Here is a 12,083-nt window from a genome sequence, read left to right as displayed (position 1 = left end):
TCTTATATTTTTAGTTCAAAATAAAACACTAATACCATGAGAAAAATTACTTTATGTTTATGCTTAATCTTTTCTTTTTACGTTTCCTCCGCTCAGACTTATAATTATCATAGGTTCGAAACCTATGCTACAGCAGAAAAAGCATGTGTTGGGAATACTTCTGATGCCTTTGTTGTTAAAGTGAACTTAGACATTGATTATTTGTTGAACAATGGGGAATATTATGTAATTGATTTTGGCAGCAACTTTAATCTGGGGGTCCGGTATGCAAAAGTTCTTAATAGATACTCCGGAACCGGGGATGCAGATTTTTACTTGAATGGCTCAGGAATTGGGTCTTCTAAGGACGTATGCAGCTATGTTTTTAATAGATATCATAGGTTTGAAACGTTCACTACCCTACAAAAAGCAAAGGATAGATATTGTGGTAATTCAACTGCCCATGATGGTAGATATAAGGTCAATATTTTAATTGATAGATTATTAGATCATGATGAAGTTTATCAAATAAATCTTGGTGGCAGTCTAGGAACCAGATATTGCAGAATTTTAAACAGATATAATGGAAAAGGTGATGCAGATTTTAGTCTAGATGGACAATCAATAGGAAATCCTATTAATATCAATTGTGTTATTGATAGTGATAATGATGGCATACCTGATGACCAAGATAACTGCCCCAACGAATCCGGTCCAGCATCCAATAATGGTTGTCCGGGAGAACCTGATCTCTCCATCAATTTAAACGGATCCGTAATCAATAGCGATTGCTTTGGCTGTGATAATTATTTCAGCCAAATTGGAACAGATAGACACTACTTAAATAATCCCAGTGGAATTGCAAATATTGATGTACTCGTCCAAAATCTTGGCAATGCCACTTCTACTTCCACTACAGTTGGGTATTATATTTCAGCAAACAGCACTTTTGAAAGTAATTCAGATACGCGAATAAAAACATCCAACATTGGATCACTCAGTACAAACAGTGGAGATTATTCCTCTGTTACACTTTTTACATACGATTTTAATAGTGTCGGTGGTAATTTTTGGTTGCTGATTCGAGTTGACGATGATGATGACAATGATGAATCCAATGAAAATAATAATGTATTCGCTCTACGTTTTGCAATCAACTAAAAAGACTCAACAAATATAACTCTGTCATAAGAAAACAAAATCCATAACATGAAAACAAAATCCTTCATATCAAATATATTCTCAATAAGCTTAATCATATTGTTTATATCATGCTCAAACGATGACAGTTCCTTTGATGGGAACCCAGAAACACAACAAAGCCTTGTAAAGGCTGATGCAGCCCTAATCGCTCTTGGCAAAAATACCCTTAGAGATAGTTTAAGCTTGGACTTGGTTATTCCAGAAAATGACTATGGTTTATCCAATACTGAGCCATTATTACTATTCCCGTTCTATAAATCCGCTGAAGCGGAATCTAAAACTTGGCTTCCTGTTCCAAATGTGCAGATTGAAAAAAATCTAAAGACTTATTATTCCAGAAGCAATGGTTTGACCCTTGTTCTCCATGCTGAAAAATTTGATAGCTCTATGCCCTACGGAAATAATTTGAAATTCAAGGAACTCAATATCATTGCGGTAAGGCCATCCAAAATATCTGGATTAACACGTAATGAGCTAGATGTAAGGGATTATAACCAAATGATAGACTATTTAGATTTAAAACAATAAAAACCGAGCGTTTGAATATTAAAATGGCGGGTAAGCATATCCGCCATTTTTATTTTATGGTTTCTTGTAATTGGTTGCATTTCATCGAAAAGTAACCCCCTAATCGTCAAATAGTTCAATAATCACATCACTATTTTTATATATTTGTGGCATACCGTTTGCAACCATTAACGTATGAAGCACTTTTACTTCGTCTTTTTCTTTTTTATCTGTTCACTTGGGTTTTCTCAGCAAAGCGCCAGTTCAAGTGCGGATATTGACGGGTTTAAGCTGTATCCCAACCCTGTTACCCAAGGCAAGGTTTATATAGAAACCAAAGAAAACGCTCCCAAGAAAATTCTGGTTTTTGATGTATTGGGCACGCAGGTACTCGAGACCACCATCTTAGGCAAAGAACTCAACTTATCAAACCTAAGCAAAGGAGTTTATATTTTAAGGGTTTTTGAACAAAACAAAGTAGCTACTAGAAAGCTCATTGTGAAGTAGTTCACCGATTTCCACGGCTTTTCTGCCAATCATATACCACAGCTTTCAACGCTTTACAACCCATTTTAGTGCTTTCACAACATAAAATAGTCAACAATATACTGTTTACCTACTTTTATCATGCACATATACCCCAAATCAGCTTGCATGAAGAAAATCTACTTTGTTTTACTTATGGCTTTACCACTACTCTCATTCGGTCAAGACCTAGTTACAGTCAACAACGAGCCCGTACAGGAGCTCAAGGGTTTTAAAATGTACCCGAATCCAGCTTATGGCAATGAGGTATACATCTCTACAGAAACCAACGGCACCAAAGAAATAAGGATTTATGACGTTTTTGGTGAAGTAGTGCTAACAGAAAGAATCAGCACCAATACTTTGGACATTTCCCGACTAGTACCTGGCGTTTATGTACTTCAGGTTACGGAACAGAAAAAAACAATGACCCGAAAACTGGTCGTCAAATAAAATCAAACAGCATATCACATTTTAAGCCCTTTTCCCGAAGGGCTTTTTTATTTTTGGGTACTTTTGATCCACAATGAAACAGTTTGATACCCATCGGATTTTCAATATCAACAATGCGGACGATTTTGAAGAAGTCGCATTGGATATTTTCAAGTTTCAATACGAAAACAATGAGGTGTACAGGGACTTTTGCATCTATTTAAGAAAGTCTCCCAAAAATGTTTCAAGCTCATTGGAAATACCATTCCTGCCTATTTCCTTCTTTAAGACACATAGGGTTATTTCAACTCAAAAAGAGTCACAGACCATCTTTACCAGCAGCGGAACCACGCAAAGCACTACTAGCAAGCATTTTGTTCCTGATATCGGTCTTTACGAAGAAAGTTTTTTAAGAGCGTTTGAACTTTTCTACGGAAAATCCAAAGATTTCTGCATTCTAGCTCTTTTACCCTCCTATTTGGAAAGAGAAGGCTCTTCATTGATTTATATGGTAAATAGCCTGATTGCAAAATCCGGACATCCTCACAGTGGGTTTTATCTTCATAATCTCGAAGAACTTCATCAGAAATTAAAAGTATTGGAAAGTAAAGGTACCAAAACATTGCTCATCGGGGTTTCTTTTGCGCTCTTAGATCTGGTTGAACAATTTCCTTCAACCTTAACAAACACCATTGTGATGGAAACCGGTGGCATGAAGGGTAGACGCAAAGAATTGATTCGGGAGGAACTCCATCAAATCCTAGAAAAGGGATTGGGTGTTGAACATATCCACTCAGAATACGGTATGACGGAACTGTTGTCCCAAGGTTATTCCAAAGGCAACGGAATTTTTGAGACACCTCCTTGGATGAAAATCGTTACGCGCGACACCGAAGACCCACTTTCAATCCAACCCAATGGAAAAACAGGCGGCGTCAATGTGATTGATCTGGCGAACCTATATTCCTGCTCCTTTATCGCTACCCAAGATTTGGGGAAAACACACCCAAACGGAACTTTTGAAGTTTTGGGCCGTTTTGATGATTCGGATATCAGAGGATGTAATTTAATGGTGTTGTAATCTACTCGACGACTACTAGCACAAAATAATTCTTCTTTCCGCGCTGCAACAGTACAAACTTATCGTTGATCAAATCTGACGACGTAATCAGGTAATCCTCTTTCACCTTTTCCTTGTTCACGGATATGGAGTTTTGCTTCAATTCTCTTCGAGCTTCACCATTGGAACCCAAAAAACCGGTTTTTGCGGCAAGGGCGCCGATCATGTCCAAACCTGGTTCAAGTTCATCCTTGCTCACCGTAGCTTGTGGAACACCTTCGAAAACATCTAAAAACGTTTTCTCGTTAAGTTGTTTTAAATCATTGGAAGTTGATCTGCCAAAAAGAATGTCACTTGCCTTAATGGCATTGTTCAAATCTTCTTCTGAATGCACCATTATGGTCACTTCCTCGGCCAATTTTCTTTGTAATGCCCTCTGATGGGGAGCTTTTTTATGTTCGGACACCAAATTTTCTATCTCCTGTTGACTTAGAAAAGTGAAGATTTTAATGTACTTCTCCGCGTCTTCATCCGAAGTATTCAACCAATATTGATAAAATTTATAGGGAGATGTTCTTTCTGCATCCAACCAAACATTTCCACCTTCGGTTTTTCCAAATTTGGTTCCATCTGCCTTGGTGATCAACGGGCAAGTAAGTGCAAAACCTTTTCCTCCACCAATTCGTCGAATCAATTCTGTTCCAGTAGTTATATTGCCCCATTGATCACTGCCTCCCATCTGAAGACTACAATTGTGGTTTTGGAACAGATATAGAAAATCATATCCTTGAACCAACTGATAGGTAAACTCGGTAAAGGACATACCTTCTTTCGCATCTGAAGAAAGACGCTTTTTAACGGAATCCTTGGCCATCATATAGTTTACGGTGATGTGCTTACCAACATCGCGGATAAACTCCAAGAACGAAAAATTCTTCATCCAATCGTAGTTGTTCACCAAAACGGCCGCGTTGGGCTCGCCGCTCTCAAAATCCAAAAAACGGCCCAACTGGGCCTTGATGGCCTCCTGATTATGACGTAGGGTTTTCTCATCCAACAAATTGCGTTCCGCAGATTTGCCCGACGGATCACCGATCATTCCGGTTGCACCTCCCACCAAGGCATAAGGCTTATGACCTGCCAGTTGGAAGTGCCGCAACATCATCACGCTCACCAAATGCCCAATGTGCAAGGAGTCCGCTGTTGGATCTATACCCACATATGCACCTCGCATTTCTTCCATTAGGTGTTCTTCGGCTCCTGGCATCACATCGTGCACCATTCCCCTCCATTGCAGTTCTTGAACAAAATTCTTCGTCATAATCAGTTTTTTGGAATAGCTGCAAATATAAAATGAAGTTGGCATTTCCCTCAATTTTTACGTCACAAATAGGTACTTTTACTTTATGATTTTGGTTACAGGAGGCACTGGACTGATCGGTTCCCATTTACTTTTCCATTTGATCAACAGTGGGAAGACCGTCAGAAGCAACTATAGGAGCAAAGCATCCATAGAAAAGGTCCGTAAGGTTTTTGGGTATTATACCGATGACCCATCCTCTTTAGTGGAGAAAATTGATTGGGTACAGGCAGATATCACCGAACTTGGGAATCTGGACAACCTTTTTATTGATGTGGACTACGTGTACCATTGCGTCGCCCTGATTTCTTTCGACCCTAAAGATTATAAAATTCTTGAGCGTACAAACGTTGAAGGCACGGCGAACGTAGTCAATCTATCCTTAAAATATGGTATTAAAAAACTGTGTTACGTAAGTTCTATTGCTGCAATTGGGTCCAACCCCAAACAAACGGAAGTAACCGAGGAAAATGAATGGAACGAAGCCAAGGCCACAGTTTACGGCATTACCAAATATGAGGCAGAACTAGAAGTTTGGCGCGGCTCACAAGAGGGACTTGATATTGTTGTTGTAAACCCTGGTGTTGTAATCGGCCCAGGATTTTGGAAGTCGGGTAGTGGATCCTTTTTTACCTATGCTTCCAAAGGAAAGAAATATTACATTCCCGGTGGAACTGGTTTTGTTACCGTATCGGATGTTGTAAAAGCAATGACTATGCTCATGGAGTCGAACATCCGCACGGAGGGCTTTATTTTGGTCAATCAAAATATGACCTACAAAGAGTTTTTTGATAAAATTGCGCCTAAACTTGAAGTCTCCCCACCCACCAAAAAAGTTTCAAAATTTATGATCGAGTGCTTTTGGAGATGGGATTGGGCAAGAAGCAATCTTTTTGGGAAAAGAAGAAAATTATCCAAAGCTGTAGCCAAAGGATTATTCCATAAAGAAGATTACAGCAGCGAAAAAATAAAATCTGAATTAGACTTTGAATTCGAAGACTTGGATAAGGCAATCGAGTTTTGCTGTGATAGGTTTATCGAGAAGTAATAGTATCTGACTTTTTCACACCTTCCTTTTGCTCCCTAATGGCCTTTAAGGAATCATTTCGTTGAATACTTGCCTCACGGATACTGTCGTTCAGCCTCTTTCCAATAGCCTCCAAGGTATCCTTTTGCCGCTTCAGCCTAGCTTCTACATCTTTGTATATGGTTTGGTATTCCAAAGGAATAGACGCATAATAAAGGTCGCTCTCCGCAAACTGGGTGCTATCTATATCATATTTGGTATATAGGAACTCCATGATATCGATACCTGAATCCTCAAATTTTCTGGCAGCGCCAGATTTTGCTGCATTTAAAATCGCAAGATCATGTAAAATCTCGGTCATTTTCTCCTTGGAAATAAGGTTTTCAGGTTCATCCACAACCTTTTCGGCACAGGAAACCAAAATGATGAAACCCAAAATGTATGTAACGATATATTTCATCCCTAGCGATTAAACGTAAGCCTCTTTGCTTTCTTTTCTGCACTAAAATTGCCATTCTCATAGGCCAAAAGACCATTCACAAAGGTGCGCTTTACTTCCGAATCAAAAGTAACACCTTCAAAGGGAGACCAACCACATTTATAGAAAAGATTGGCTTTTTTAACCTCATTTTTGGAACTCTGGTTAACCTGAACCAAATCTGCGTAATAGCCTTCGCGTATAAACCCACGTCGGTCAATATCAAACAACTTTGCAGGATTATGGCACATTTTTTCGACGATTTTCTCCAAACTTATGATTCCTTCCTTTTCCTTTTGGAGCATAGCCAGCAAAGCGTGCTGTACCAATGGTCCACCAGATGGCGCAGTGGTGTATGGATTATCCTTTTCTTCGAGCGTATGTGGTGCATGGTCGGTGGCAATCACATCAAAACGGTCGTCCAACAGCGCTTCCCAAAGTTTCTGCCTATCGGTTGCCGTCTTTACAGCTGGGTTCCATTTAATATGGGTGCCTTTTTTTGCATAATCCTCATCGGAAAACCAAAGATGGTGAATACATACCTCAGCGGTAATTTTCTTCTCCTCCAAGGGAATCTTGTTCGTAAACAAATTGGTTTCAATTCCTGTGGATACATGGAACACGTGCAACCTTGCCCCTGTTTTTTTGGCAAGGGCAATAGCATTTGATGAAGATAGGTAACAAGCCTCCGCACTTCGGATAATAGGGTGCATTTCTATTGGGATATTGTCCCCATACATCTCCTTGTACTTGGCCAAGTTGGTCCTTATGGTACCTTCGTCCTCACAGTGGGCTGAAATCACCATTTCGGTATTACTGAAAATTTTTTCCAGTACTTCCTCATTGTCAACCAACATATTTCCCGTAGAAGAACCCAAGAACAGTTTTACCCCGGAACATGCATTTTTGTCGAGTCGTTTTAACTCTTCCAAGTTATCGTTGGTACCTCCAAAAAGGAACGAATAATTGGCTGATGAATCCTTAGCGGCAATGGCAAATTTTTCTTCCAGTTTTTCAATGGTAGTGGTCTGTGGAATTGTATTGGGCTGCTCCATAAATGTGGTGATGCCCCCAGCAATGGCCGCCCTACTTTCCGTTGCAATGGTACCCTTATGTGTAAGTCCTGGCTCCCTAAAATGCACTTGGTCATCTATGATTCCGGGCAATAACAGATCACCTTCCAGATCTATCACCTTGGCATTGGCATCCGAGATGTCCGAATCGATTCTCGCGATAAAATCCCCATCCAACAATACATCCGATTCAAAAATGCTGTTCTCGTTCACGATTTTGGCATTCTTCAACAGTATTTTTGACATAATTAAAAGCTCTTTTTAAAAAATATACTCCTAAACTTCATAGCTATCACACCAAAAATTGCCTCCCGAATAATGGCGGAGTTCATTTTTGATTTTCCGTTTACCCGATCGGTAAAAATTATCGAGACTTCCTCTATCTTGAATTTTCTGAGATAGGCCCTGTACTTCATTTCTATTTGAAAAGCGTAGCCAATAAAGCGTACATTATCCAATTTAATGGTTTCCAGCACATTTCTTTTGTAACAGACAAATCCGGCAGTAGGGTCATGTACCTTCATTCCGGTAATCAATTTTACATAAAAAGATGCCCCGTAAGAAAGTAATATTCTTGCCAAAGGCCAGTTGACCACATTTACACCCTTTTTGTATCGGGAGCCTACGGCAACATCGGCACCATTTAAGCAGGCCCTGTGCAAACGGGACAAATCCGCTGGCCGATGCGAAAAATCCGCGTCCATTTCAAAAATATACTCGTAACCTCTTTCCAGAGCCCATTTAAAACCATGAATATAAGCTGTACCCAGACCCGATTTCTCTTTGCGAACCTCTAAAAAAAGTCGGTCCGGGTATTCCTTCTGCAATGTTCTTACACAATCCGCAGTACCATCCGGGGAGTTATCGTCCACCACAAGAACATGAAAGTCCTTTTTTAGGTCGAAGACCGTTTTTGTTATGGCCTCGATGTTCTCGATTTCGTTGAATGTGGGTATAATGACCAAGCCGTCTGCCATTCGCACTGGATTAGAATGTTCAAAAATACGGTTTTCTAAATTGTACACGCAAGAGATATAGGATGCTTAAACAGGACTTCCCCAATATTTGTAACTTTGCCCCTTTAAAATCACATTTTGATGTCTCAAAAGTTTCCCAGACTTTTTTTTGTTCTCTTGGCCGTTCTATTTGCACTCAACCTGCTGCAATCGTCGGTAACAGAACTCATTTATGATGAAGCCTACTACTGGTACTATGCGCAAAATATGGCTTGGGGGTATTTTGACCATCCGCCCATGGTCGCGTTTTTGATAAAGCTTAGCAGTTTTCTTTTTGATGGAGAACTTGGGGTACGATTTATGAGCTGCGTACTTTCTGCTGGGACCTATATACTATTGTGGTCGATGGTGGAAAATCCAAGGAAAAAGGATTATGTAACCCATTTTTTCCTTTTGGTATTCTCATTTACTTTGATGAATGCCTATGGTTTTTTGACGCTCCCCGATACAGCATTATTATTTTTCACTGCCCTGTTCCTTTGGCTGTACAAACGTTTTTTAAAGCATGAGGGTATCATGACCACAATAGGCTTAGGGTTAACAATGGCCTCATTGATGTACAGCAAGTACCATGCAGTATTGGTAATTCTTTTTGTGTTCTTATCCAACTACAAGCTCATTTTCAACAAAAAAGCGTGGTTCGCCGTAATTTTGGCCCTTATTTGCTACGCCCCCCATTTTATATGGCTCTATCAGAACGATTTTGTTTCCATCACCTTCCATTTATCCGAACGCCCGAACCAAGCATATAAGTTTGATGAATTTACCTTGGGCTTTTTCTTGAACATTGTAGTTATTATTGGCCTGCTTTTCTATTGGGTCTATGGCGCCCTTTTTAAATTCAAGGCAACGGACAAATTCTCGAAGGCATTGATTTATCTGGTTTATGGAATATTGATTTTCTTTTTCATTTCCAGCTTCAACCGGAGGGTGCAGGCGCAATGGACCATTGCTATATCAATTCCTTTGGCATTAATTGCTTTCGACCATCTTTTACACAACACCAAAAGCAGAAAATGGATGTACCGGATGGGTATCGTAAGTTTGCTTCTTTTGATGTACGCAAGAGCCTGGATGGTCAACTACCGATTATTCCCAATGTACTTTGAAACTCATGGAAACAAGGAGTGGGTGAACGAGCTTAAGACAAAATCCGGTGGGATTCCCGTTGTTTTTGAAAACTCGTACCGCCGTTCCTCCATGTATGAGTTTTATTCGGATGTACCTGCCATTTCGCTCAACAATTTTATGTACCGCAAAAACCAGTATTCCATTGATAACTCTGAGGAGCGAGTGCGCGGAAAAAAGATCTTATATGTTTCCCAGTACAGAAAAAGGGGCGACATTAGTTACATGCATCTGGACAGTACAGTTTTTCACGGAATATATATTGATGATTTTCAGTCCTACCGAAAATTGCAATGCATTGTGGAAAAGCCGGAGACCGGCATCAAACACTCGCTCAAGGTGTATAACCCATACCCTTTTGATGTGCCCTTGGAACAATTGGAATACACTATTTCTTACTCCAATAAGTACAAGCAGGTTAAGCAGATGCTTCCCCTAAAGGTTGAGAACACCTTGCCCCAACAATCTTTGTTGAAATCTAAAGACACCATCAACTACTCCTTTGAGCTACCTTTATCCACTATGGAAAGACCTGCATATTTTAGGATTGGGATTGCAGAAAACGGACTTCTTCCCGGACTCAATGGAAAACCTGTTAAAATCGAATAATGGAACCCATTGAAAAAACAATAGTTTCATTGGATTGGATGACCATAACCCTGTTTACAAGCTTGGTTGTTTTCGCACTTGGCAAATACCTGTTTCATAAGAAGTTTTTAAACTTTATCATTTTGCCTTTTAATGATAAATACATCCTGCTCCATAACAAAAAAGGACAATTTTCGCATTGGTTCCATTTGCTGTTGACCTTGTTTCAGCTTGTCAACCTATCCTTTTTTATTTTTCTGATTCTTCATACTTTCGACTTGGTTCCCCAGGATAACACCATGACCAACTATTTGATCATTCTAGGGTTTTTGGCCCTTTTTGAACTGGTCAAGTTCTTGGTACAGATGTTTACAGGATTCGTTTTCAACAACTTAAGCTTGGTTTCTAGTTTTGTTTTCAGTAAAATTTCTTACCTCAATTATAGTAGCATTATAATCTGCATTGCCAATATTTTATTGATTTACATCGCAAACGACTCAAAAACAATAATATACACGGCATTGACCCTGATTTTTCTTATAAATGGCATTGGCTTGACCAAGCTATTAAAGAACCATCAAAAAACACTCCTCCCGTATTTTCTGTATTTTATTTTGTACCTTTGCGCACTCGAAATTGCGCCCTTGGTGTTAATTGGAAGCTATTTAAAAGGTTGATAACTTATGAAAGTAAAAACAATTTTGGTTTCCCAACCAGAACCCAAAGTCGAAAACTCCCCCTATTCAAGACTAATTGAAAAAGAGAAAGTTAAAGTAGATTTTAGACCTTTCATACACGTTGAAGGCGTAGAGGCCAAAAATGTGAGACAGCAAAAAATCGACTTGAACAACTTTACGGCGATTATCCTTACGAGCAGAAACTCTGTGGATCACTTTTTTAGGATTGCCGATGAAATGCGCTTCAAAGTTCCGGATTCCATGAAATATTTTTGTCAGTCGGAGGCCGTTGCCTACTACTTGCAAAAATATGTGGTGTACAGAAAAAGGAAGATTTATGTTGGGAAAAGGACTTTTAACGAGTTGATTCCCTTGATCAAGAAGTACAAGGATGAAAAGTTTCTATTGCCTTCTTCCGATTCATTAAAACCTATTGTTCCCGAATTGTTGGACGAACTAGGTGTAAATTGGACAAGAGGAATCTTCTACAAAACGGTAATCAGCGACCTTTCTGACCTTAGAAATGTGTACTACGACATTTTGGTATTCTTCAGCCCATCAGGAATCGAATCTTTAATGAAGAACTTTCCCGATTTTGAACAAAACGATACAAGAATTGCCGTTTTTGGCAATAGTACGGTAAAAGCAGCAACAAGTGCAGGTCTTAGGATAGACATTCAGGCACCAACGCCCGAAACTCCTTCCATGACCATGGCATTACAAAAGTACATTACCAGCGTTAACAAGTAATTTTAATTCTGGCCTAAAAACTAAAACGCCCTCGGTAGACCGGGGGCGTCTTTTTTTTCTAGAATGCGTACCGTTGTGGTCCTCCCCTCCGGATTTCCTCGCTGGCGTGCTCCTCGAATTTCTTGAAATTCTCCCTAAAAGCATTGGTAAGCTTAAAGGCCGTTTTGTAGTAAGCCTCGTCATTGTTCCATGTAGCCCTTGGGCTCAGTACCTTAGTAGGCACTCCCGGGCACTCCCTTGGCTGGGCCACGCCAAAGACCGAATGGATATGGTACTTCTC

The 12,083-nt window shown here is 39.8% G+C and carries 13 protein-coding genes and 1 pseudogene; 9 read left to right on the top strand and 5 right to left on the bottom strand.

Translation table 11 applies throughout. The annotated features are described in order from the left end of the window. Window positions 1–36: 36 nt before the first annotated feature. The 5 genes from K1F36_RS07685 (at window position 37) to K1F36_RS07665 (ending at window position 3,727) form a co-directional block, all read left to right on the top strand. A complete protein-coding gene (locus tag K1F36_RS07685) occupies window positions 37–1,140 on the top strand; it encodes a thrombospondin type 3 repeat-containing protein (RefSeq protein WP_220113299.1) in 1,104 nt (367 codons plus the stop codon). Window positions 1,141–1,188: 48 nt separating this feature from the next. After that, window positions 1,189–1,710, top strand: a complete 522-nt coding sequence (locus K1F36_RS07680; RefSeq protein WP_220113298.1) for a hypothetical protein — start codon at window positions 1,189–1,191, stop codon at window positions 1,708–1,710. 174 nt (window positions 1,711–1,884) lie between these two features. Beyond that, window positions 1,885–2,196 carry a T9SS type A sorting domain-containing protein gene (locus K1F36_RS07675; protein WP_220113297.1) on the top strand — a complete coding sequence of 104 codons (312 nt, stop codon included), beginning with the start codon at window positions 1,885–1,887 and terminating at the stop codon, window positions 2,194–2,196. Between the two features lie 147 nt (window positions 2,197–2,343). Further along, window positions 2,344–2,667 (top strand): T9SS type A sorting domain-containing protein, encoded by a 324-nt coding sequence (locus K1F36_RS07670; protein WP_108245916.1) that lies wholly within the window; start codon window positions 2,344–2,346, stop codon window positions 2,665–2,667. 73 nt (window positions 2,668–2,740) lie between these two features. Then, a complete protein-coding gene (locus tag K1F36_RS07665; protein ID WP_220113296.1) occupies window positions 2,741–3,727 on the top strand; it encodes a LuxE/PaaK family acyltransferase in 987 nt (328 codons plus the stop codon). Between the two features lies 1 nt (window position 3,728). Here K1F36_RS07665 and tyrS read toward each other — a convergent pair whose 3' ends face one another. Then, on the bottom strand, window positions 3,729–5,027 hold the full coding sequence (gene tyrS / locus K1F36_RS07660) for a tyrosine--tRNA ligase (protein WP_220113295.1): 1,299 nt from the start codon (window positions 5,025–5,027) through the stop codon (window positions 3,729–3,731). A gap of 85 nt (window positions 5,028–5,112) precedes the next feature. Between tyrS and K1F36_RS07655 the strand changes: the two genes are divergently transcribed. Next, complete coding sequence (locus K1F36_RS07655) at window positions 5,113–6,114, top strand: NAD-dependent epimerase/dehydratase family protein (protein WP_220113294.1); 1,002 nt, start codon at window positions 5,113–5,115, stop codon at window positions 6,112–6,114. Here K1F36_RS07655 and K1F36_RS07650 read toward each other — a convergent pair. From K1F36_RS07650 to K1F36_RS07640, 3 genes are read right to left on the bottom strand one after another with little or no spacing between them, the layout of a single operon-like run. After that, complete coding sequence (locus tag K1F36_RS07650; RefSeq protein WP_220113293.1) at window positions 6,101–6,553, bottom strand: DUF4296 domain-containing protein; 453 nt, start codon at window positions 6,551–6,553, stop codon at window positions 6,101–6,103. The genes K1F36_RS07655 and K1F36_RS07650 overlap by 14 nt on opposite strands. A gap of 2 nt (window positions 6,554–6,555) precedes the next feature. Then, complete coding sequence (locus K1F36_RS07645) at window positions 6,556–7,890, bottom strand: dihydroorotase (RefSeq protein ID WP_220113292.1); 1,335 nt, start codon at window positions 7,888–7,890, stop codon at window positions 6,556–6,558. 2 nt (window positions 7,891–7,892) lie between these two features. Further along, window positions 7,893–8,621 carry a polyprenol monophosphomannose synthase gene (locus tag K1F36_RS07640; protein WP_220113291.1) on the bottom strand — a complete coding sequence of 243 codons (729 nt, stop codon included), beginning with the start codon at window positions 8,619–8,621 and terminating at the stop codon, window positions 7,893–7,895. A 120-nt stretch (window positions 8,622–8,741) separates the two neighbouring features. On the opposite strand from K1F36_RS07640, the gene K1F36_RS07635 reads away from it, so the two are divergent. The 3 genes from K1F36_RS07635 to K1F36_RS07625 are packed head-to-tail and all read left to right on the top strand — an operon-like array spanning window position 8,742 to window position 11,803. Beyond that, window positions 8,742–10,397 carry an ArnT family glycosyltransferase gene (locus tag K1F36_RS07635; protein ID WP_220113290.1) on the top strand — a complete coding sequence of 552 codons (1,656 nt, stop codon included), beginning with the start codon at window positions 8,742–8,744 and terminating at the stop codon, window positions 10,395–10,397. Then, a complete protein-coding gene (locus tag K1F36_RS07630; RefSeq protein WP_220113289.1) occupies window positions 10,397–11,053 on the top strand; it encodes a DUF4271 domain-containing protein in 657 nt (218 codons plus the stop codon). The genes K1F36_RS07635 and K1F36_RS07630 overlap by 1 nt, the downstream gene beginning before the upstream one ends. Before the next feature lie 6 nt (window positions 11,054–11,059). Further along, the gene (locus K1F36_RS07625) at window positions 11,060–11,803 is read left to right on the top strand and encodes a uroporphyrinogen-III synthase (RefSeq protein WP_220113288.1); all 744 of its coding nucleotides are present in this window, start codon (window positions 11,060–11,062) and stop codon (window positions 11,801–11,803) included. Between the two features lie 58 nt (window positions 11,804–11,861). Here the strand turns inward: K1F36_RS07625 and K1F36_RS07620 are convergent. Then, a pseudogene (locus tag K1F36_RS07620) lies at window positions 11,862–12,083 on the bottom strand (phosphoenolpyruvate carboxykinase (ATP)); the annotation flags it as partial.

It is taken from the genome of Flagellimonas abyssi, from assembly GCF_019457905.1.
In the GTDB taxonomy this organism is placed as follows: domain Bacteria; phylum Bacteroidota; class Bacteroidia; order Flavobacteriales; family Flavobacteriaceae; genus Flagellimonas; species Flagellimonas abyssi.
The sequence above is the reverse complement of the archived record's forward strand: the minus strand, read 5'-3'. Positions and strand labels throughout refer to the sequence as shown.